The 21,342-nt window shown below is 61.7% G+C and carries 17 protein-coding genes; 12 read left to right on the top strand and 5 right to left on the bottom strand.

Annotation, left to right across the window (positions count from 1 at the left end; translation table 11 throughout):
- Positions 1-195: 195 nt before the first annotated feature.
- Positions 196-1,260, top strand: a complete 1,065-nt coding sequence (locus CABTHER_RS05695) for a zinc-dependent alcohol dehydrogenase (protein WP_014099649.1) — start codon at positions 196-198, stop codon at positions 1,258-1,260.
- A gap of 236 nt (positions 1,261-1,496) precedes the next feature.
- A complete protein-coding gene (locus CABTHER_RS05690; RefSeq protein ID WP_014099648.1) occupies positions 1,497-2,687 on the top strand; it encodes an AAA family ATPase in 1,191 nt (396 codons plus the stop codon).
- Between the two features lie 136 nt (positions 2,688-2,823).
- Here CABTHER_RS05690 and CABTHER_RS05685 read toward each other — a convergent pair whose 3' ends face one another.
- Entirely contained in the window at positions 2,824-3,276 is a 453-nt protein-coding gene (locus CABTHER_RS05685) for a tRNA (cytidine(34)-2'-O)-methyltransferase (RefSeq protein ID WP_014099647.1), read from the bottom strand.
- A gap of 87 nt (positions 3,277-3,363) precedes the next feature.
- On the opposite strand from CABTHER_RS05685, the gene CABTHER_RS05680 reads away from it, so the two are divergent.
- The 4 genes from CABTHER_RS05680 (at position 3,364) to CABTHER_RS05665 (ending at position 7,791) form a co-directional block, all read left to right on the top strand.
- Positions 3,364-4,698, top strand: a complete 1,335-nt coding sequence (locus tag CABTHER_RS05680) for a sigma-54-dependent transcriptional regulator (RefSeq protein WP_014099646.1) — start codon at positions 3,364-3,366, stop codon at positions 4,696-4,698.
- 21 nt (positions 4,699-4,719) lie between these two features.
- Positions 4,720-5,688, top strand: coding sequence for a sigma-54 interaction domain-containing protein (locus CABTHER_RS05675; RefSeq protein ID WP_014099645.1), 969 nt, complete (start codon positions 4,720-4,722; stop codon positions 5,686-5,688).
- A 144-nt stretch (positions 5,689-5,832) separates the two neighbouring features.
- Positions 5,833-6,390: an elongation factor P gene (efp, locus tag CABTHER_RS05670; RefSeq protein ID WP_014099644.1), complete on the top strand. Its 558-nt coding sequence runs from the start codon at positions 5,833-5,835 to the stop codon at positions 6,388-6,390.
- 57 nt (positions 6,391-6,447) lie between these two features.
- A complete protein-coding gene (locus CABTHER_RS05665; RefSeq protein WP_014099643.1) occupies positions 6,448-7,791 on the top strand; it encodes a 3-deoxy-D-manno-octulosonic acid transferase in 1,344 nt (447 codons plus the stop codon).
- Here CABTHER_RS05665 and CABTHER_RS15645 read toward each other — a convergent pair.
- Positions 7,775-8,233, bottom strand: coding sequence for a Fe(2+)-trafficking protein (locus tag CABTHER_RS15645; protein WP_014099642.1), 459 nt, complete (start codon positions 8,231-8,233; stop codon positions 7,775-7,777). The genes CABTHER_RS05665 and CABTHER_RS15645 overlap by 17 nt on opposite strands.
- A 62-nt stretch (positions 8,234-8,295) precedes the next feature.
- The gene (locus CABTHER_RS05655; RefSeq protein WP_014099641.1) at positions 8,296-9,714 is read right to left on the bottom strand and encodes a tetratricopeptide repeat protein; all 1,419 of its coding nucleotides are present in this window, start codon (positions 9,712-9,714) and stop codon (positions 8,296-8,298) included.
- Positions 9,715-10,040: 326 nt separating this feature from the next.
- Between CABTHER_RS05655 and atpD the strand changes: the two genes are divergently transcribed.
- The 5 genes from atpD to CABTHER_RS05630 all read left to right on the top strand — a co-directional run bounded on the left by atpD (position 10,041) and on the right by CABTHER_RS05630 (position 18,709).
- Entirely contained in the window at positions 10,041-11,492 is a 1,452-nt protein-coding gene (gene atpD, locus CABTHER_RS05650) for a F0F1 ATP synthase subunit beta (RefSeq protein ID WP_041569105.1), read from the top strand.
- 45 nt (positions 11,493-11,537) lie between these two features.
- Entirely contained in the window at positions 11,538-12,623 is a 1,086-nt protein-coding gene (locus CABTHER_RS05645; protein WP_014099639.1) for an NAD-dependent epimerase/dehydratase family protein, read from the top strand.
- A 158-nt stretch (positions 12,624-12,781) separates the two neighbouring features.
- Positions 12,782-14,449: a sensor histidine kinase gene (locus tag CABTHER_RS05640; RefSeq protein WP_014099638.1), complete on the top strand. Its 1,668-nt coding sequence runs from the start codon at positions 12,782-12,784 to the stop codon at positions 14,447-14,449.
- 100 nt (positions 14,450-14,549) lie between these two features.
- Positions 14,550-16,361 carry a hypothetical protein gene (locus tag CABTHER_RS05635; protein ID WP_014099637.1) on the top strand — a complete coding sequence of 604 codons (1,812 nt, stop codon included), beginning with the start codon at positions 14,550-14,552 and terminating at the stop codon, positions 16,359-16,361.
- Between the two features lie 83 nt (positions 16,362-16,444).
- Entirely contained in the window at positions 16,445-18,709 is a 2,265-nt protein-coding gene (locus tag CABTHER_RS05630; protein WP_014099636.1) for a transglycosylase SLT domain-containing protein, read from the top strand.
- 12 nt (positions 18,710-18,721) lie between these two features.
- Here CABTHER_RS05630 and uppP read toward each other — a convergent pair whose 3' ends face one another.
- Positions 18,722-19,573, bottom strand: coding sequence for an undecaprenyl-diphosphatase UppP (uppP, locus tag CABTHER_RS05625; RefSeq protein WP_041569597.1), 852 nt, complete (start codon positions 19,571-19,573; stop codon positions 18,722-18,724).
- 58 nt (positions 19,574-19,631) lie between these two features.
- On the opposite strand from uppP, the gene CABTHER_RS05620 reads away from it, so the two are divergent.
- The gene (locus CABTHER_RS05620) at positions 19,632-20,117 is read left to right on the top strand and encodes a carboxypeptidase-like regulatory domain-containing protein (RefSeq protein ID WP_014099634.1); all 486 of its coding nucleotides are present in this window, start codon (positions 19,632-19,634) and stop codon (positions 20,115-20,117) included.
- A 55-nt stretch (positions 20,118-20,172) separates the two neighbouring features.
- On the opposite strand, the gene CABTHER_RS05615 is transcribed toward CABTHER_RS05620, so the two are convergent.
- Positions 20,173-21,342, bottom strand: a complete 1,170-nt coding sequence (locus CABTHER_RS05615; protein WP_041569103.1) for a VWA domain-containing protein — start codon at positions 21,340-21,342, stop codon at positions 20,173-20,175.

The raw sequence follows: 21,342 nt of genomic DNA, 5'->3' as shown, positions 1-21,342 counted from the left end.
CGAAACCTTCCCGCCAACCGGTAGTGCCAGTCGCCAAAGTACGTTCAGACAATACATTGGGCGCTTCGGACGCTAGCATGGTCACGGCAGCTTATGCTACGGCTGCTGTGGCGATGACTTGCCCGCCTGGGAATGACCACACACAATGCCCACGCGATGCTTGCCATTTTTACAGCCGACGTCGAGTGATTCCCAATGCCCCTGCCGAACCACACACCGCTGATGCCAGCGCTCATGCGCGCCAACGTGCTTCTGGAACCGGGCACGATTGAAATGCAACACCTGCCTGTTCCTGACCCTGAACCGGGTGGTGTCGTCGTCCAGGTGATGACGGCGCTTACCTGTGGGACGGACCTCAAAGCCTTTCTGCGCGGTCATCCGAAGTTTCCAACCCCAACCCTTTTTGGCCACGAGTTTGCCGGGGTCATCGCCAAGGTGGGCCAAGGTGTTACGCGCTTCAAGGAAGGTGATGCGGTGATGTCCACCCATTCGGCTCCGTGCGGCGCGTGCTACTACTGCCAGCACGGCCAGGAAAACCTCTGCGACACCATCATGTCCACCATGGTGCTGGGGGCCTATGCGGAATACATCCGCATCCCGGAACGCATCGTGCGGCAGAACATGTATCTCAAGCCGGAGAATCTGCCTTACCGGGAAGCCGCACTTATGGAACCCCTGGCCTGTGTCGTGCATGGGCTGGAAGGGGTGACGGTCAGGGAAGACGACACCGTTCTGGTGCTTGGCAACGGTGCCATTGCCCTGCTGCACGTCGCGGCACTGAAAGCGCGCGGCGTGGAAAATATCATTGTGGCGGGACGGCGGGCGTACCGGCAGCGTGTTGCCCGTGCCATTGGGGCGGCCCAAACAGTGGACTTTACGAACGAAACCCTGCCTGTGCAGATTCGTGAACTCACCGGTGGACGCGGGGCCGATCTCGTCATCGAGTGCACGGGCCAGCCCCACATCTGGGAACTTGCCGTGCACCTGGCGCGCCGGGGTGGAACGGTGATTTTCTTTGGCGGCTGCAAGCGCGGCACCACTGTCACGTTCGACACCGAGCGCATCCACTACGACGAAATCACGCTGCGCAGCCCCTTTCACATGACGCCCCGCGCCGTCCGGCAGGCGCGCGAGCTGCTTCTCGAACGGCGCGTGGACTGGGGACAGCTCATCACGGCCGACTACCCGCTCGAACGGCTGGGTGAGGCCCTGGATCAGCTCCAGCATGGCGATTGCATCAAGTTCGCCATTCTTCCGTGAGTATATTTGGCTGATACGGAGATGTGCGGTGGCTTCCCGAAAAACCGGTTCCACTTGTGGGATGATGTCACCGCTATTGGACTGCGTATCTGAAGCGATGCCACCAAGTCGGGCGAAAAGCACCGGATTGCCAAAAAAACCGGCGTTCGCTTACTATCCGAAGCACTTCCCCCGATTGGCCGCAACGCTTTCCCGGTCCTTTTGACGACGATGGCGTTCAAGGAGAGACACACTCGATGACCACTGCTGCTGCGCCCGGTGAAGCCACGCCACAGCGGACGTTGCTCAACCCGGATTTGAAAAGTCCCCGCGCCCGCGAGTTTGAAGAAAAACTCATGGCGCGCATCGTCGGGCAGGAACGCGCTGTCCGCCGCATTGCCAACCTCTACCAGATTTATCTGGCCGGGCTGGCGCATCCCGGCCGTCCCCTTGGGACGATGCTGTTTCTCGGACCAACGGGTTCGGGCAAAACCCGCGTCGTTGAGGCGGCAGCCGAAGCCCTGTTTGGTGACCCCTATGCCGTCGTCAAAATTGACTGCGCCGAGTTTCAACACAGTCACGAAGTCGCCAAGCTCATCGGCTCGCCCCCCGGCTACCTCGGCCACCGTGAGACGCCGCCGCTGCTGACCCAGGAAAACCTCGACAAGTACCACACCGAACAGGACAAGCTGACCTTCGTCCTGTTTGACGAAATCGAGAAAGCCTCGGACGCCTTGTGGCAACTGCTGCTGGGCATTCTGGACAAGGCGACGCTCACCCTGGGCGACAACCGGCGGGTGGATTTCTCAAAGTGCATGATTGTGATGACAAGCAATCTGGGCGCCAAGGAAATGTCGGAACTCATCACCGGCAGCATTGGCTTTGCTCCCGTACGCCCGGAAACGCAGCGCGACGACCTGGACCAGAAAATCTACCGCACGGCGACCGAAGCGGCGCGGCGCAAGTTTTCGCCGGAGTTTATGAACCGGATTGACAAGGTGGTGGTGTTTCGCAGCCTCAAGGACCATCACCTGGAGCGGATTCTCGAACTCGAATTGCGCGCCGTCCAGGAACGGATCACCCAGACGGCGGCGGAAAAATTCGTCATCCGCTGTTCCCCGGAAACCAAGCGCTTCCTGCTCGACGAAGGAATTGACCTGAAATACGGGGCGCGGCATCTCAAGCGCGCCATCGAGCGGTTTCTGGTCAACCCCATTGCCAGCCTGGTCGCCACACAACAGGTCAGCACCGGCGACCTGCTCCACGTGGACTATGACCCGGAAAACAAAAAGCTGATCTTCTCCAAAGAACCCCAGGGCGCACTGGTACTGACTTCCGGTGGAGAAACCGAACACGCCAACCCTGAGAACAGGCCGCCGGAAGGTCAGGCCGTCGCCCTTCCGGCGCACATGTCCCCTTCCTCGGCCCGCAAAGTCAGCGAAAACTGAGCTGCCCACACGACACGCCAGAACCCGACCCAGGAACCAGCCAGCCGCCAGTTGCCCGGTGGCTGGCTGGTCCTTATCTGGGGCCCGCAGGCAGCCCGGACGCGCCTCAACGCCGCCCCCTGGTACATGCCGGCCCCTAGCGCAAGCCGGGAAAGCCGCACTGCCGCAGGGCCTCATACAGCACGAGCGCCACGCAGTTCGAGAGGTTGAGTGAACGCACATCCGTCGCCATCGGGATGCGGACAACACACTCCCCGGCAAGCAGTTCCGGCGGCAGCCCTCTGGTTTCACGTCCGAAGACGAGAAAATCATCCGGCCGGTAGGTGATTTCGTCGTAGCGGCATTGCCCGACCGTCTCAACGAAAATAAACCTGCCGGACGGATATGCCTGGCGCAGCGTCGGAAAATCACGCCACTCGTGAAGGTCAAGCTGGTGCCAGTAATCCAGCCCGGCCCGGCGCACCGCCCGCGCGTCAATCGAAAAACCCAGCGGGTGAACCAGGTGCAGGCGCGTCCCGGTACAGACACAGGTGCGCGCCACGTTCCCGGTGTTGACATGGATTTCCGGTTCGACCAAAACGACATGCATCGGCGTCTTCCAGCGTCTTTCTCTGGTATCGTTGTTCCGATGACGCCTGGATAGTCATCAGTCCTGCCGTACCAGGTCCGTACCACCATGGCAGAAACGGTTTTGATTGTGGATGACGAACGCGGTATTCGGGAATCCCTGCGGGGTGTTCTCGAAGACGAGGGCTTCGTGGTCGAAAAAGCCGAAAGCGGAGACGCCGCCCTGCGGCGGCTGGCCACGACGCCCGTCAACTGCATTCTGCTCGACATTTACATGCCCAACAGCCAGCTTGACGGCATGGCGACACTGGAACACATCCGGCGGCAGTACCCACACATTCCCGTCGTCATGATTTCCGGGCATGGCACGATTGACACGGCCGTGCGCGCGATTCGGCTGGGCGCCAGCGATTTCATTGAAAAACCGCTCAACATCGAACGGACGTTGCAAGCTGTGCGCCACGCAATCCAGATGCACCGTCCGGCGCCAGCACCGGACGGAAGCGACCTGGTCGTGGGGCAGAGCGTTCCGATGCGCGCCCTGCGCCAGCAGATTGCCCTCACCGGGCCGACCGACGGGCGGGTGCTCATCTACGGCGAATCCGGCACTGGCAAGGAACTCGTGGCCCTGGCGTTACATGCCGCCTCAAAGCGCGCCGACCAACCATTTGTGGCCGTCAACTGCGCGGCCGTCCCCGAAGACCTCATCGAGTCGGAGCTGTTCGGACACGTCAAAGGTGCCTTTACCGGGGCGACGGAATCGCGGCGGGGCAAGTTTGAACAGGCTGACGGTGGCACGCTGTTTCTCGATGAAGTGGGCGACATGAGCCTGCGCATGCAGGCCAAGCTTCTGCGGGCGCTCGAAAGCGGTCTTATTGAACCCGTCGGAAGCCAGAGCGCGCGGCGGGTGGATGTGCGCGTCATTGCGGCCACGAACAAACGGCTGGACGAGGCCATTGAACAGGGGCAGTTCCGGCCGGATTTGTTTTACCGGCTCAATGTCATCCCGTTTCAACTGCCGCCACTGCGGGAGCATCTGGAGGACATCCCAGCGCTGGTCGAACACTTCGTCCGCCAGTTCAGCCAGCACTACCAGCGCCCGCCTATCACCCTGACCGAAGATGCCTACGAAAAGCTGCGCCGGCACGACTGGCCCGGCAACGTGCGCGAACTGCGCAACCTCATCGAACGGCTGGTGATTACGGAAACCACGTCGCCAGTGACAGCGGAGCAGATTCCGCTTGACCCGGCCCCCAACTCGGTCTGGGCCAGTTTTCAGTTCGGGTCGCTGCGCGAGGGCAGCGAAGCTTTTGAGCGCGAACTTGTCCGCCGCAAGCTGGCCGAATGCGACGGCAACGTGACCCAGGCAGCCGAGGCTCTGGGCATTGACCGTAGCTACCTGTACCGCCGCATCAAGGCGTTGGGCATCAGCCTGCGCGGCTGACCAACCGGCTGCCGACGACCAATGGTGAGTGAGGAACTGTTCATCGGAAACTCGACGGCGCTGCTCACGCTTCTCAAAGACGCGGCGCGGGTCGCGCCGACCGAGGCCACCGTGGTCATCACCGGCGAGAGCGGGACGGGCAAAAGCCTGCTGGCCCGCTGGCTGCACGAGCAGAGCCGCCGGGCCAACGGGCCCTTTGTCGTCATTGACTGTGGCTCCCTGCCGGAAGCCCTGCTCGAAGCGGAACTGTTCGGGTTCGAGCGGGGGGCTTTCACCGGTGCGGTCGCGGCCAAGCCCGGACGGTTCGAGGCGGCCCAGCACGGAACGCTCGTCCTCGACGAGGTCGCCGCATTGTCGCCGGCGGCCCAGGCCAAGCTGCTGCGCGTCATCGAAGAACGGAGTGTCCTGCGCCTGGGCGGAAGCCGCGCCCTCACGCTCGATGTACGCCTCATTGCTGTGACCAACACTGACCTGACGGCGGCCGTTGCACGCCAGGCCTTTCGGGCGGATTTGTTTCACCGCCTGAACGTCATCAGTCTGGCTGTTCCGGCATTGCGCGACCGACCAGCCGACATCCCGGCTCTGGCCCGGCACTTTCTGACCCAGGCTGCCCACCGCCACGGATGGCCGCCGCCGCCGCTGGCGGCTGAAACCCTGAGCTTTCTTGAAGGTTACGACTTTCCGGGCAACGTCCGGGAGTTGCGCCATGCCATGGAACATGCGCTCGTGACGGCTGCACCAGGTGTCATTCGCCGGGAGCATCTGCCTCAGCGGATGACCTCGGCAGCAGCGCTCATGCAGCACCGGATGCGCAAGCCGACACTGGCGGAACTGGAAGCCACCTACATCCGGGAAGTTCTCCAGCAGGTCGGTTGGCGTAAGGCCGAAGCCGCCCGTATCCTGGGCATCAGCCGCAAAAATCTCTATGAAAAACTGCGGGCCTATGGCATTCCCTACCAACCAGCGCATCGCACTGCCGGACAAGCCTGACACGGCAGCTTGACCAGGCGGCTGAACGTTCGGTAGCCTGCCGCCTTTTGCTGACGGCCGGTTGTCCCGGACTCCGGCGGCTGAGCCAAGCGGTATCGCCTGATAGCCTGACCCTCACTGAGCAAGGAGCCTCTTTAAGCCACCATGAGAGCCAATCAGATTCGGCGCGGCATGATCATCCTGTTTGACAAACAACCCCATCGCGTCCTCGAATACCGTCACCATACCCCCGGCAACCTGCGGGCGATGGTGCAGACGAAGCTCAAGAACCTCATTACCGGCACCACCTTTGAGCATCGTTTCAGCGCTACCGAAGATGTGGAGCGCGCCACCCTTGAGCAACACGAAATGCAGTACCTGTACCAGGAAGGCGCAACCCACTACTTCATGGATGTTTCGACCTACGAGCAAATTGGTCTCGACGAAGAAATCCTGGGCGACACGCTGAGCTACCTGAAACCGGACACAACCATTCAGGTTGAGGTGTACAATGGGCAGCCGGTGGCGATCCAGCTTCCGGCAGTGGTCGAGCTGACGGTGGTCGAAACCGAACCGGAGCTGAAAGGTGCTACAGTGACCGGCTCCAGCAAACCGGCCAAGCTCGAAACGGGCCTGCAAATCAGTGTTCCGGGCTTCATCAAGGAAGGGGATGTCATCCGGGTGGATACAACCGAAGGCAAGTACATTGAACGCGCCAAGTAGGTTCCCACCTGTGGCAGCTTCTGACGCGCCATCCGCTGCCCGGCTCAGGTTGCCGGCGTGTTTTCCCGGTTTCCCTTCTGGCTCTACAATACGGCTTTGATCGCCGGCGCGCCGCTGTGGCTGGGCTATTACGGGCTACGTCGGCGGCAGCGCCCGCTCCGTCTGCACGAGCGGTTTACCTACTGCCCACTTTCCCACGCTGCCCCTCGCATCTGGCTGCACAGTGTTTCCGTCGGCGAAGTCCTGGCCGGGCAACCGCTGGCGTGCGCCCTGCGGGAACACTTCCCACACGCCAGTTTTGTCATTTCGACAACCACGGACACCGGACAGGCGCGCGCCCGGGAACAACTCGCCTGGATGGATGCACACTTTTACTTTCCGCTTGACATTCCGTGGCTGACGGAACGGGCCGTGACCAGCCTCCAACCGGTGCTGGTCATCATTCTCGAAACGGAAATCTGGCCCAACTTTTTGCGTACCTGTGTGCGGCATCAGGTGCCTGTAGTGCTTGCCAATGGCCGGCTCTCCGACCGCTCCTTTGCCCGCTACCGCTGGCTGGGCCGGATGATGGGCGACCTGCTGGGCTACTTTCGGCTCTGCCTGATGCAATCCGATACCGATGCCGAACGCATTCGCCAGCTTGGTGCGCCACCGGAGCGCGTGTTGACGACCGGCAATCTCAAATATGCACCCCCGGATGCCGACGAACGGGCGCGGCGGGACCGCATTGCTGCTGCCCTGCAACAGCAGTACCACCTGGGGGACGGGCGGCCGTGCATCGTGGCCGGCAGTACCGTCGAAGGTGAGGAACCCATCCTGGTTGAAGCGTTTGCCCGGCTGCGGGCCGGCCTTGACCGCCCTGGCTGCCGGCTGCTGCTCGCTCCACGACATCCCGAACGTTTCGCGGAAGTCGCCCGCCATCTGGAGCGTTTCGACTGGACGGTGGCGCGGCGGTCTCAACCACGGCCGGAGGATGTCCGGGCGGAAGTCATCCTGCTCGATACGGTGGGCGAACTGGCGGCGGCCTACCGCTGGGCGGATGTGGCCTTTGTCGGCGGAAGCCTCGTGCCACGCGGTGGTCACAACATTCTGGAACCGGCGGCAGAAGGACGCCCCATTGTGACGGGGCCGCATACGGAAAACTTCCGTGCCATTCTCACCCGCTTTCGCGCAGCCGATGCCGTGTGGCAACTGCCGTTGACATCACCGGACGGTCTCCGCCAGGAACTCCAGACAGCGTTCGAGACGCTTCTGCGTGACCCTGGGCAGGCGGCCGCCCTGGGACGCCGCGCGCAGGCAACCTGGGCGGCGGAAACCGGCGCCGTGGCGGCAACGGTGGCCGCGCTCAAAGCCTACGTGTTTCCCCACATTCCGGCGCTGGCCTCTATTCGAGGTGACTGATTTTCCCCTGCAGCGTGGTGTCAATCATCATGGGCGGCGTGCCGTCGCCGAAGAAAAACGACTCCATCGCCCCGAAGAGGAATTTCTGCGCCTGGGGATCGAGCGGGTTCAAACCAAAGTGATTCATGAGCACGAGTTGCTGGGCCTGCCACTTTTTCCAGCACTCGGCACAGGCCGTTGCGTGCACCTTGCGTCCGAGGTCGGTGTTGAAGGGCACCCGGCTCATGGGCGCCATGGTCTCCCGGCAGGCGACGGCGTACGTCTCCCCTTCCCGCCGGATCAGACGTGCCTTTTCGAGTTCACCCAGGGCCAGCTTGACCGACTTTTCGGGATGGCCGGTCTCGGCCACAAGCTGCGCCGCCGAAAGCGCACCTTTTTCCTTGAGTACCTGAACGACGACGCGCGGCGTTCCCTTCAAAGCGACACACAGCGTATCCAGCATATATGACTCACATAAGCATCAGAGTGGCGGGTGTTCCAGAACCCGTAACGGCCCGGTGAAGCTTACGGAATGGACGGCAAATCGTACAGGCAGGCCGCCTGACGCAAACCGGCATACAGCTCAGGCTCGACCTGCCACACATCCTGCCCATAGAGCTGTCCGGTCGTCCGTTCAAAGCGCAGGGCGGCATTGAGCGCCGCGTCGGCCGCGTGCAGATCGCTTGACCGATAGAGTGCCTGTCCCAGGTCTTTGAGTGCCTCGGCGAAATCCGGGCGCTGCTCGATGGCGAACTGAAACGCCTCGATGGCCAGCCGGGGTTTGTTCTGCCGCATCAGCGTGCGCCCCAAGCGGTGCCAGGCTTCAGGGTAGTGTCCGCCACTTTTTTCAAGGGCTGTCCGAAATGCCTGCTCAGCTACATAAGGCGGCTCACACTGCGACAGCACCAGGCCCAGCTCATAGTAGCCCTGCGCCGTGTTCCCCGCCGGGGTTGCCACGAACTGGCGCAGCGTTTGGGCCGCTTCAGAAAGCTGCCCGGCTTTGACATAGGCCCGGCTCAGTTGCCGATACAGTTCCGGCAGGGGGGAAACGGCCAGGGCGCGCGCCAGCACCTCGACAGCCGCCTGTGGTTGCCCCATCGCCAGAAGGACTTTGCCCAGGTCGAGGGTGGCTTCCGGGTACTGTCCGCCACGGCTGGCCCGGGCTTCATTGAAGGCCGACTGCGCCCCCGGAAGGTCTCCCTGCACGGCGCGGGCGTTTCCCAGGCCAAGCCAGCTCTCGCCATCAGTGGGACGCATGGTGACGGCGGTGTGAAATGCGGATTCGGCAGCTTTGCCGTCGCCCGAACGCAGGGCCGCCAGTCCCAGGTTATGGTACGTGGCCACCTGGGTATCCCCCAACTGCAACGCCTGCCGATAGGCCGCACAGGCCTCGGCCGGACAATTCAGACGCAGCCAGGTATTGCCCAGATTGCGGTACGCCACACCCAGGCCCGGCTCAGCCGCCAGTGCACTCTGGTAGGCCTCAGAAGCCGCCGCGTAGTCTTTGTGGGCGTAGAGAACATTCCCCAGATTGAACCAGGCTTTGCCGTAGGGTTTCGGCGCGTTGGCAATCGCCCGGCGAAGCAACTGAAGGGGTTCTTCGGTGCGACTGGCAATGAAAAACCGCCCCAACTCGAACAAACCAACACCCAGATTGAGCAGTGCCTGGGGATCATTGGGTGCCAGAGTCTCTGCCGTGCGCCACATCCGCACGGCCTCACGCAGTTCCCCCATATCCCGCAACACAGCCCCCAACCACTGATAGGAAGGCCCATGCTCAGCATCGCATCGGATCGCCTGGCGAAAGGCGTCCCGGGCCGCCTCAAAGTCCCCCTGCTCCCGGAGTTGGCGGCCACGCTGAAAGCAATGATGGAGTTCGGCTTCTGGCGCCCGTGTTGGAGTACGGGAGCGATCAAAGGCAGTCGTCACAGTCTGGTCCGTCATGACAGAGGTGGTTGTTCTCCAAGGTAAACATCCCCCCTGCGCTCGTCTTTGCCGGTCTCTCAGGTGAGGTCAGAGGCAGGCCCTGCCGGGCGTTTTGACACCCATCAGACACACGTTCCGGCGTCAGAGTTAGCTTGTGTCAAGTGGTCAGAGATTGCAACCCACAGCAATCCCTTGTTTCGGTTGAACAGGACGGGTCCAACCACCCACCCGACCGTGGTGGTCAAGGGAATCCGGCCTGTGATAGCGTCCCGGACAAATCTTGAAAACCGATCCGGTCAGCCTGGTTGGCAGGGACTGACCGATGTGGAGGAATCATCACTACCATGAGCGCACCTGCTCGCAGCCCGATTACGGGAAAAGTCGTTCAAGTCATTGGACCTGTCGTTGATGTAGCGTTTGGCGACGGTTATCTGCCACCTATGTACCAGGCCCTGCGCGTCACCAGCGAGGGCTTTGATGTTCCCCGGCCAATTGATGTCGTTGTCGAAGTCCAGCGGCACATGGGTGACGGGCTGGTACGAACCGTGGCCATGCTGCCCACTGAAGGCATGGTGCGGGGGATGAAAGTTTATGACCTTGGCACACAAATCACGGTGCCGGTCGGCAAGGGGACGCTGGGACGGGTGATGAACGTCCTCGGCGAGCCGGTGGACGAACTCGGTCCCATCAAATGTGAAAAACGCTATCCCATCCATCGCCCGGCGCCATCTTTCGAGCAGCAGTCCACCGAAGCCGAAATGCTTGAAACCGGCATCAAGGTCATTGACCTCATCCAGCCCTTTCTCAAGGGCGGCAAGATCGGCCTCTTCGGTGGAGCGGGGGTGGGCAAGACCGTGACCATCATGGAACTCATCAACAACGTGGCGATGGGGCACGGCGGTTACTCGGTGTTTGCCGGCGTCGGCGAACGGACCCGCGAAGGCAACGACTTGTGGGTCGAAATGCAGGAAGGCGGCGTCATCCGCATGGACAACCTCGAAGAGTCCAAAATTGCCCTCGTCTATGGACAGATGACCGAACCGCCGGGCGCGCGGGCGCGGGTGGCACTTTCGGGGCTGTCGGTTGCCGAATACTTCCGCGACGAGATGAATCAGGATGTGCTGTTTTTTGTGGACAACGTCTTCCGTTTCACCCAGGCCGGTTCGGAAGTATCCGCCCTGCTCGGACGGATGCCTTCGGCCGTCGGCTACCAGCCGACACTGGCCACCGAAATGGGTGAAATGCAGGAACGGATTACCTCAACCAAGACTGGCTCGATTACTTCCGTGCAGGCGATTTACGTTCCGGCCGATGACCTGACCGACCCGGCCCCGGCCACGACCTTTGCCCACCTCGACGCCAAGACGGTGCTCTCCCGTCAGATTGCCGAGTTGGGTATCTTCCCGGCCGTGGACCCGCTTGATTCGACCTCCCGCATTCTCGATCCCCAGATTGTCGGACAGGAGCACTACGAAGTCGCCGAAGGCGTCAAGCGGACGCTTCAACGCTACAAGGAACTTCAGGACATCATTGCCATTCTGGGCATTGATGAGTTGTCCGAAGAAGACAAGCTGACCGTGGCACGCGCCCGCAAAATCCAGAAGTTTCTCTCGCAACCCTTCCACGTGGCGGAGCAATTCACCGGGCGCAAGGGCAAGTACGTCAAGGTGGCGGACACCATTCGGAGCTTCAAGGCCATTCTGGAAGGCAAGCACGACGACCTGCCGGAGCAGGCCTTCTACATGTGCGGTGCCATCGAGGACGCCATCGAGAATGCCAAAAAAATGACGGAGTAAGGTGTTGTACACGAGAGATGGCCCCTTGGCCGGAGCCATCCGCCCGTGACCTTGCTGCTGTCGCTGCCCAAATGGGCACGCAACCTCGCAACCCACGCCATGGCCTCAAAAAACGCCTCTGCGCCCAACCGCAAGCGGCTGTTGATCACTGGGATTGCAGGCGGGCTGGCCACACAGCTCGCCTCATCCATCCCGCTTGAATGGGAGGTTATCGGCATCGGACGGCGGCCGCCCCAACTGCCCATTCGCCGTGACATCACCTACCGTCAGCTCGACATCCGCAAGAAAGCCCTGGAAAACCTGTTTCGCAATGAGCGTTTCGACGCGGTCATTCACCTCGCCGTCGCCAACGATGTCCGCCTGCCGATGACCGTCCGGCACACGGTCAACGTCATTGCCACAATGCGGCTTCTGGCCTGCTGTGAACGGCAGGGCGTCCCCCAGGTCATTCTGCTCAGCAGTGCTGATGTCTATGGCGCCGATCCAACCAATCCCACGTTTTTGACCGAAGATTATCCGCTCAAGGCCATTCAGCGGTATGCTGACATCGGCGACAAGGTTGAGTTCGATACCTATTGCCGGTCGTGGATGTATCAGGTCCGGGATACAACCACCACACTGCTGCGTCCGTGTCATATTGTGGGGCCACACGTCCAGAACTTTCTCACGACCTATCTGCGCTTCGGTCTGGTGCCGGTGCCACTGGGCTATGATCCGATGATTCAGGTCATTGATGAACGCGACATGGTACGGGCACTCCTGCTCGTTCTGGAGCAAAAACGGGGTGGAGTGTACAACGTCACAGGGCCGGGCGAGATTCCACTCTCGGTAGCCGTCCGGGAAGCCGGTGGCATTGCGGTTCCAGTCATCTACCAGATGGCCGCGCCATTGATGAAGCTGGGCTGGGCCATTGGGCTGCTGCCCTTCCCGACGCCGCAGTACGACTTTCTGATGTTTCCCTGCATCATAGACGGCAGCCGGTTTCGGGAGACCTTCGGCTTCAGGCCCCGGTTTTCGCTGCACAAGGCCCTGCGCTCGATTCGGCGGCGGCCGGCACCGCTGACCGAAGCCGAGGAAGCAACGCCGGTGCGCCGGCGGCGCCAGGCCCGGCTGCCCCTGACCGAATCCTGACCCGGCTGCTCTGCCGCTTTCGGCCTGGCTGCTCGGCTGTGAAGGGCATGGATAGCCATCCGTGACCTGTGTTACAGTTTTGGTACAGTCTTGAGAAGACTCAAAACCACCAGACTTGTTGTTGCAGAGACGGCGCAGCAGACGGTTTTTTGGTCGCCATGTCGGACGTTTCCATCACCAGTTACGCCACACTGAGCTACCTTGACAGTCAGGGGCTTCAGCGCACGGTGCGGATCAACCGTCCGGTCTTCAGCATCGGCCGCCTGCGAACCAACGATCTCCAGATCAACAACTCCTATGTCTCCCGGCGGCATGCCGAGATTATTTACCAGAATGGGGAATTCATTCTCCGTGACAACAACAGCACCGGTGGCGTGATCGTCAACGGCGAACGGATTACGACCCGTGTTCTTCGCTCCGGCGATCGGTTTCAGCTTGGGGATGTCCACCCTGTCACCTTTCTTTTTGAAATCCAGGCGATTTCACCTGACAGTGATGGTCTGACCCACACTGACGAAGAACAACGCACGACTGACCGGCTGACCACCGTCATTGCCAGCCCCCGCTCCCGTTTTCTGAACACAGCGCTGCTGGACAGCGCCGAAAACATCACGGATTTCACGCTCAACCGGCTCAAGGCGCTCAATGAGTTCAGCCGCAAGATGCTGACGGCCGGCAGCATCCAGAGCCTGCTTGAATGCCTGCTCGATGCCGCCATGGAAACCCTGCCGGCGGAACGGGGGGTCGTCCTGCTGTGGGACGCGGCTACCGGTACGCTTGAAAAGCGCGCCGTACAAAGCCGGTCAGGGGGGTTGGATGTTCAGCCGAGCCTCACCATTGCGATGCAGTCCTTTGAGCAGAATGTCGCCATTCGGAGCTTTGATGCCTCGGCTGATACCCGCTATGAAGCAACGTCGAGCGTTGTCCAGCAGGCCATTCACTCCGTGATGTGTGCGCCGATTGCCTCGACCAAGCGCGTGTGGGGGGTGTGCTATGTGGATAATCTGCTGGCCAATACCCAGTTCAGCGATGAGGAACTGGAATACTTCCTGGCTCTGACCCAGCAGGCGGGGTTTGTCCTGGGCAACCTGCACCTCATCGAAGAACTGCGCGCCACCCAGGAACGCCTCATCAACCAGGAAAAACTGGCCACACTCGGACAGTTTGCCAGCGGCATTGCCCACGAACTCAAAAACCAGCTTTCGGCCCTGACAGCGGCCGAAATTCTGATGAGTGACACAGAAGACCAGCGCCGCCGCCAACTCATTCAACTTATTCTCAATGCTCAGCAACGCATGGTGGCGATGGTCAACGAGATTCGGGACTTTGCCCGGCCGGACAGCAAGGAATACGAAAGAACCGTGCAGCCACTGGTGCCGGTTGTGGAGGAGGCGCTCAACTTTGCCCGCTATGACCCGCTGGTGAAGGTGTGCCGCACCAAACTCCAGACCACGGCAAATCCCTATGTCAAACTCAATCGGGACAAGCTGATGCAGGTCCTGCTGAACCTGCTCCGCAATGGCGCCCAGGCCATGCAGGGAAAGCCTGGAGAACTCACCGTAGTGGTTGACGAAGCCGATGGAAGTGCCAGAATCACCGTATCGGATACCGGCTGTGGCATTGCTCCTGAGAACCTGCAACGCATCTGGGAGCCATTTTTTACGACCAAAGGCAGTGAGGGCACCGGACTGGGACTCGGCATCTGCCGGCGCATTATCGAAGGTCACGACGGTGACATCACCTGCCAGAGCACGCTTGGACAGGGGACAACCTTCACGATTTATTTGCCCCTGGCCATCCCCCCCACCCTCCCGCCTTCCACATGACAAGTGTCATCAGGTTGGGAGGAATGGGGGACAACCGAAACCTGGGATGCCAGGCTAAGTTCCACCGGCATCAAGCATCTCATCGAGTGGAGAGAAACCCGTGTCACACGAACACCTGAAGGCAAGTTGGCGCGCCGAAATCGAAGCTATTGTCCGTGCCGAGCTGGGCAAAATGGAAGCTGAACTGGCCCGGATGCACCACCAGGTTGAACAGTCTTTTACACAGTTGCTCTCGCAGTCGGCCGCGCGACTGGCGGCGGTCAGCCAGGAACCAGCCATTGCCGACTTTGCCGAACGCGCAGTGGCGCATCTGGCCGCCCTGGCGGCCCCACTGCCGCCAACCTCAGCGGCAACACCGGTTCCGGCGCATGAGGCGGAACCGCCACCGCCTGTCGAGGAAATTCCTGCGCCACCGGTTGCAGCAGCGCCGCCACCACTGACGGTTGATCTTCAGGCGCTGTATTACTACCTCGTCGAAATTCAGAGCCAGCCCACTCAGGCTGAAGTTCTCAATCTGCTGGTCACACGCGCCCTGGAATACGCACCACGGGTGGCGCTGTTTGTTGTCAAGTCCGGGAATATCGTCGCCTGGACGGAACGTGGCTTTGAAACGGCCGGGGGTTCACTCCGCGGGCTGACCATCCCCATTGAGGCCAAAACAACGCTGTTCGCAGCACTGGAACAGCAGATGGCCGTGCTGGACAGCCCCTATGCCTACCAGGAAAACCAGATTCTGCTTGACCGTATCGGGCAAGCGCCCGAAGCCATGGCCGGCATTCCGCTGCTCGTCCGTGGCAAGGTGGCCGCCGTACTCTATGCCGACTCCGGCGATCAGCCGGCGGAGCGGATTACCGTTCCACCACTGCAAATTCTGACCAACGTTGCCGGGCTGACCGTCGAACTGCTCAATGCCCGCAGTCGGCTGGCAACAACTGCGGTTGCGGTCACGGACCGGACGACCCAGACCATGGCCCCGCCACCGGTCACGACTGAAACGGCTTCCCCACCCACAGCCGTCAGCGAAGCGCAGGTTCGTCCAGTGGTCACCGAGCAACCGGCAGCCACGCCGGTCGCGGCTGAGACCGGCGCTCCCCAGGAAAGTGTGGCGGAGACCACCGCCGCTGAAGTTCAGGCGACCACCTACCAAGCTGAACCGGCTGAAACCAGTGCTGCCCAGGCAGAGGTAGGGTATGGTGTCGTAGCACCAGCCGGGCCGGGTGCTTCCATGGGGACGGAGTACGACTCCACGCCCCAGGTTTCCCCCCAACCCGATGGACACCTTGCCGGAGACGCCCAGCCAGACAGTGCGGCGCCGGCAACGGTGCCTGAAATGGTTGCCGTGACGGCTGAAACCAGCCCGGAACCACAGGAACCAGCATTCGAACCGAAACCGCTCCCGCCCTACGTCCCGCCCGGTCCGACGATTCAGGAGCCAGCTCCCACATCCTCCTGGACGCAGCCTTCTCCCGAACCATCGGTACCCGTCTTTGGCGTTGAAAGCGGTACCGCATCGCTTGACAATGGAGCCTTCACCGTCGCTCCATTCCCAACTCCGGCCATTCAGTCACAACCACCGGTCCCTGTTGCTGCGCCAAGCGCCCCTCCCAAACCCACGACTGAAGAGGAAGCCAAAGCCCACAACGATGCACGGCGCTTTGCCCGTCTGCTCGTTTCGGAAATCAAGCTCTACAACGAGGCCAAGGTTGCGGAAGGACGCATTAACCGCGACCTGTATGACCGTCTAAAAGAAGACATTGACCGCTCGCGCCAGATGTATGACAAGCGGGTTAGTCCCATCGTGGCGGCGAAGTTCGATTACTTCTACGACGAACTCGTTTCTTCCCTGGCGGAAGGTGATCCCTCCCGCCTTGGGGCGGATTGCCCCGGTCCGGTTCTGATACAGCCGGAATAAAGCCACGCTGCAAGCGATTCCCATCTCCAGGAAATGGACGAGCACCCGGCTCGTCCATTTTTTTCCAAGCGGACCCCCCTGCCATGAAAGCATTGTTCTCACGGCTTCAGTCACGTTGGCGTACCTGGTTGCAGCCACTGCCGCTCAGGATTGGCGTCGGTGGACTCGTATTGATCGCCGGACTTGCCCTTGGTGGCAGTTTCACAGTGCGGCACTGCCTGCACGCCGCCACGCCCCAGGAACGCACGGCTGCCCTCACCGAACTCCGTCAGGCAGTGGCGCGCGCCGGCAATCAGCCGCCCGACAGCCTTCTTGCCAGCTTCGAGCGCCGTTATCCAGACTCTGAAGCTGCGGCTCTGGCCCGTTTTCGCCGGGGCTATGACAACTACCAGCAACGCAACTACGCCACCGCAGTCAGCCTGCTCGACACGCCACTCATTGGCGAGTTCAGCCGTTTGGGTGACTATGGGTTGTATTACCTGGGCAAAGCCCAGTTTGACAGCGGCCAGTTCCAGGCCGCGCAGGCAACCTTGGCGCAAGTCGGCAGACGCTATCCGCAATCCCTGCTGGCCCGTGCCGCCACACTCCAGGCCGGGCGGGCTGCCGCCGTCCGGCGCGATGTGCCGGGTGTTGAGCAGGTGCTCCAACCTCTGCTTGACAAAGGGGATGGCAATGCCCTGGCCATTCTGACCCTGGCATACCACACGGCCGGCCGTCTGGAAGACGCCCAGCGCACCTGGCGGCGCATCATCACCGAAGCGCCGGACAGCCTGACCCAGGACGAAGTCCAAAATGCCCGGCAGGCATTGTTCCCTGATCCGGCGACGGCGGCTGCCGCGGTGCGTGTCACAGACGCCGACGGACTGCGCCGACGCGCCAACCGGCTCTATGAAGCCAGGCAATACACGGCCGCTGCCGAAGACTTCACCCAACTGGCGACGCTTGACCCAACTGCACTCCAAAGTGATGAAGCCCGCCTGCGGTACGGCATCAGCCTCTACTTTGCCCAGAAGTTGGCTCCGGCGGCAACCCAGCTTGCGGCCGTCAGCAGTCAGGACAAACCGCGCCACGCCGAAGCGTTGTTTTACCTTTCCGAAGTCCAGCGGCGGAGCGGCAGCACCAGCTATCCGGCCACGGTGGAGCGGCTGCTGACGCTGTATCCCACTTCCCCACGCGCTGGCGAGGCGCTCGAAAACCTTGCCCAGTGGGCTGAAAAGCGCGGCAGCGGAAACTACTACGAGCGACTCATCCGGCAGTACCCTGAGCGGAAAGCCGGCCAGCGGTGGCACTTCCGGCGGGCCTGGACACTTCACCAGCAGGGCTCCTATGCGGCCGCCCTTCCGCTTCTGCTCGACCACGTGGCACTGTTTCCGGCCTCGGATTACAAAGGCATGGCCGCCTACTGGGCAGCGCGCAACCTGGAGCGCACCGGGCGCAACACCGAAGCCAAGGTACTCTACGAAGCCATTGTCCGGCGGTACCGCTATGGCTACTACGGACAGCAGGCAGCCAATCGTCTGGCGGCCCTGCGCTCCGTCCCGGCGGCGCAGCTTCCGGTGCAACATCCCGTCATGCGAGCTGTTGCCGGCTTGCCGCCGGCCCGTCCGCTCCCGGAAACCCTTGGCAGCGAAGGCGAAGCCTGGCTGGAACGGGCCTCCCAGCTTCGGATCATCGGGCTGATGGATTTTGCCCTCGAAGAAATGGAAGCGGCGCGTCAGACGGCGCCCACGTCACCCAAAGTCGCACTCGAAATGGCCCGCGTGTACCGCGACCTCGGCCAACCCAACCGCGCCGTGCAGGCGTTGCAGCGCGCCCACCCGGAGTATCTCGCCTACCAAGGCGATGAAATCAGCCGCGAAGAATGGGAAATCTTCTTTCCGTTGCGCGAGTGGGAAACCATCCAGCAGGAAGCCAGGGCCAATGGACTTGACCCCTTCATCGTCGCCGGCCTCATCCGCCAGGAGTCGGTCTTTGACGCCAACGCCCGCTCACGCGCCAACGCCATCGGTCTGATGCAACTGCTCCCCTCGACCGGACGGCTCGTGGCCAACAAAAAAGGCACCGGACCCATTACGGCTGACCAGCTCTACAATCCCAGGCTCAACATCGTGCTGGGCACCAGCTACCTGGCCGACATGTGCCGCCAGTTCGGGCGCTATGAATATGCCTTCGCAGCCTACAACGCCGGGCCGGGTCGGGTTGTCAACTGGCTCAAGACCCTGCCTACCGCTGAGCTTGATGTCTGGATTGATGCCATCCCGATTACCGAAACCCGGCTGTATGTTCAGGGTGTCCTGCGCAATACCGCCCATTACCGCCGGCTTTACGGCTCAGGCAACCGGGATTGAATAGGCGATTTATCAAACCGGAGCGATCCGCTGGGTAACCAGCAGAAAGAACAGCAGTCCGCCCAAAACAAGCCGATAGACCACAAAAACCAGCATGCTGTGCGTCTTGAGAAAGTAGAGCAGAAAGGCAATGGCGGCATATCCGGTGATGCCGGATACAACCGTGGCAACAACCGTCGCCAGCAGCATCGTCGGATCGAAGTCCTTGACTTCCCGAACAAACTGCAACAGCCCGGCGCCGGTCAGGGCCGGAACGCACAGCAGAAACGAAAAGCGGGCGGCAGTGGCGCGGTCAAGCCCCAGCAGCAGGCCGGCAGTGATGGTCGTGCCGGAACGCGAAGCGCCCGGAATGAGCGCCAGCGCCTGTCCGCAGCCAATGAGCAGGGCATGCCACCAGGTGAGGTCAGACAGCTTGAGGCGGCGTGATCCCACAACTTCAGCCACGACCAGAAACACCGCCAGACCGACCAGCGCCCCGGCAATGACGTACAGGTTTTTCGTCAGCACCCCCTCGATGATTTTCCTGAATCCGAACCCGAACACGATGACCGGAAACGACCCGATGACAATCAGCCATCCCAGTCGGGCCCGTTCACCCAGTTCCCGCCGCTCCTGCAGCCAGGCCAGGTTGTCGGTCAGGAAGCCCCGGGCAATGTTCCACAAGTCCGGGAAGAAATAGACAATCAGGGCCAGGACCGTACCCAACTGGATAAAAGCCACAAAGCCGGTCAACTGCTCCGGCGTCAGCTTTTGGTCAAGCTGAAGCAGCTTGCTGACGAGAATCAGATGGGCTGTACTGCTGATGGGCAAAAACTCAGTCAGCCCCTGGACGATACCAAGAAGAATGGCTTGCAGGATGGACATCATCAACAACACTGGCAGGAAATGTCCGGGACGTGGGCCCCGGCAGCCTTGGCGGGCAATGCTACTGCACGCCTTCCAGCGAAGCACGTGCTTTCTCGCGTTCTGGCTGCTGCTCTGGGGCTGGGTGCCGGCGGCGGGCGGGCCTCCGCCGGTGGCGGCCGGCGCGTCCCGGTGCTGTGGCCGGCTTTACGTGATCGTTCGGGCAGAAGGCCGCCTGAAACCGGAGTCGCTCCCGGTGGCCGGTGTCAAAGTGGAGCTGCGTCAGCGCTCTTCGGAAGCGGCGCTGACATTTGAAACCGACCGCAACGGCCGCGGTGCCCACGTGGGCATCCCGGAAGGCGTGTACCGTGTCCGGTTCATCCACCCGGACTTCACTACGGTGGAGTTCACCGAAGTGAACATTCAGGCGTGGCCGCCAGTGGAGTTGGTTGTGGACCTGCCACCCCGCACGCCCACCGCACCAAACATCATTCGCCGCCTTCCCTACCGTACGCCGCTCATCACCAGGGACGGCGGCTCAATCCGTAAAGTCATCCGCAACTGAAGGCACTGAAACCGAAAAACACTGCCACCCGGCCAGCAATGACACCGAAAGCGCCTTACTTGGCGTAGTAGCCCTTGCGCGTAAAGATGCGCCAGTCTTTGGCTTCACCGGAGCGCAGGATTTTGATGGTGATGGAACGGAAACTCCCATCGCGGGTTGCATCCGACGGAACGTAGGTCAAAATGTACTGCTGCCGCAAATCCGTCTCGATCTGCTGAAAGGCCGCCACATAGTCTGCCGGGCTGCGCGGGAAAAACGCCCGTCCGCCGGTGGCCTCACACAGGCGCTCCAGCGTTCGACGGTCAATGCCGGTGATGGTGACGCCGCCGAAGCCGTTGGGCACTCCGCCCGGAATCCCCACGGCATACACCTGCACGTCGGAACGCAGGGCCATGTCAATGGCATCGTTGAGTTTGTAGCGGCTCGTCGTGTCTTCCCCGTCCGTCAGCAGGATGATGACACGCCGCCCGGCTTCGCGGGGCAACATCTCGCTGGAGATAACATAGACCGCATCGTACAGGCTCGTGCCGGTGATGGACGGATCCAGCGGCGGCGTACCGCCATACACATAGCCCCCGGATTCAAACCGGACATCGTCAACCGCCCGTTCAAGCGCCGCCAGGTTGCTGGTGAGCTTCTGGCGCACTTCGATGTCGCGCCGGAATGTCACCACTCCGGCGAGGTCTTTTTCAGGGCGGATCGTCTGGCGCAGAAAGGTTTTGGCCGCCAGGCGCTGCTCGGCAATGCTGTACTGCTGGCTGCCACTGATGTCAAAGACCAGGGCAAAGGTCAGCGGCAGATCATGCTCGCGGGTGAAGGAGAAAATTTCCTGCGGCTTGCCGTTTTCCAGCACCTGTACGTCCTGGGCTGTCAGGTCATTGATGTACCGGTTGCGCTTGTCCACTACGGCAAACGGGACAGTCACAAGCTGGGTTTGAATCCGCAGCGTGTTCTCGTCTGTGTCGTCCGGCTCGGAGTCGTCGTTCCGGGGCGCGTCCGACTGGGGAGCATCCGGTTGGCCGACCGTCCGTGGACGGGAGGGCGTAGCCGGCGGTTCCTGAGTCTCGGAAGGCGGCGGGGATTTGGGTTTGGCCGGCTCGTACTGGCGCGGCGCAGTCTCGCGTTTGCGCCCACTCTGGGCCACAGAGGATGACCAGGCTGCCGTCAGCAGCAGGACGACAGCAACGAGCCAAGCCACACTATGACGCAGGGACGAACAAACCAT

Origin of the sequence: Chloracidobacterium thermophilum B, assembly GCF_000226295.1 — a bacterium.
GTDB classification, from domain to species: Bacteria; Acidobacteriota; Blastocatellia; order Chloracidobacteriales; family Chloracidobacteriaceae; genus Chloracidobacterium; species Chloracidobacterium thermophilum.
The sequence above is the reverse complement of the archived record's forward strand: the minus strand, read 5'-3'. Positions and strand labels throughout refer to the sequence as shown.

Excerpts from the sequence above, each read along its gene's own strand:
- CABTHER_RS05695 (WP_014099649.1), top strand. The coding sequence starts at position 196 with ATGCCCCTGCCGAACCACACACCGCTGATGCCAGCGCTCATGCGCGCC.
- CABTHER_RS05690 (WP_014099648.1), top strand. The coding sequence starts at position 1,497 with ATGACCACTGCTGCTGCGCCCGGTGAAGCCACGCCACAGCGGACGTTG.
- CABTHER_RS05685 (WP_014099647.1), bottom strand. The coding sequence starts at position 3,276 with ATGCATGTCGTTTTGGTCGAACCGGAAATCCATGTCAACACCGGGAAC.
- CABTHER_RS05680 (WP_014099646.1), top strand. The coding sequence starts at position 3,364 with ATGGCAGAAACGGTTTTGATTGTGGATGACGAACGCGGTATTCGGGAA.
- CABTHER_RS05675 (WP_014099645.1), top strand. The coding sequence starts at position 4,720 with ATGGTGAGTGAGGAACTGTTCATCGGAAACTCGACGGCGCTGCTCACG.
- efp (WP_014099644.1), top strand. The coding sequence starts at position 5,833 with ATGAGAGCCAATCAGATTCGGCGCGGCATGATCATCCTGTTTGACAAA.
- CABTHER_RS15645 (WP_014099642.1), bottom strand. The coding sequence starts at position 8,233 with ATGCTGGATACGCTGTGTGTCGCTTTGAAGGGAACGCCGCGCGTCGTC.
- CABTHER_RS05655 (WP_014099641.1), bottom strand. The coding sequence starts at position 9,714 with ATGACGGACCAGACTGTGACGACTGCCTTTGATCGCTCCCGTACTCCA.
- atpD (WP_041569105.1), top strand. The coding sequence starts at position 10,041 with ATGAGCGCACCTGCTCGCAGCCCGATTACGGGAAAAGTCGTTCAAGTC.
- CABTHER_RS05640 (WP_014099638.1), top strand. The coding sequence starts at position 12,782 with ATGTCGGACGTTTCCATCACCAGTTACGCCACACTGAGCTACCTTGAC.
- CABTHER_RS05630 (WP_014099636.1), top strand. The coding sequence starts at position 16,445 with ATGAAAGCATTGTTCTCACGGCTTCAGTCACGTTGGCGTACCTGGTTG.
- uppP (WP_041569597.1), bottom strand. The coding sequence starts at position 19,573 with ATGTCCATCCTGCAAGCCATTCTTCTTGGTATCGTCCAGGGGCTGACT.
- CABTHER_RS05620 (WP_014099634.1), top strand. The coding sequence starts at position 19,632 with ATGCTACTGCACGCCTTCCAGCGAAGCACGTGCTTTCTCGCGTTCTGG.
- CABTHER_RS05615 (WP_041569103.1), bottom strand. The coding sequence starts at position 21,342 with ATGGTTTGTTCGTCCCTGCGTCATAGTGTGGCTTGGCTCGTTGCTGTC.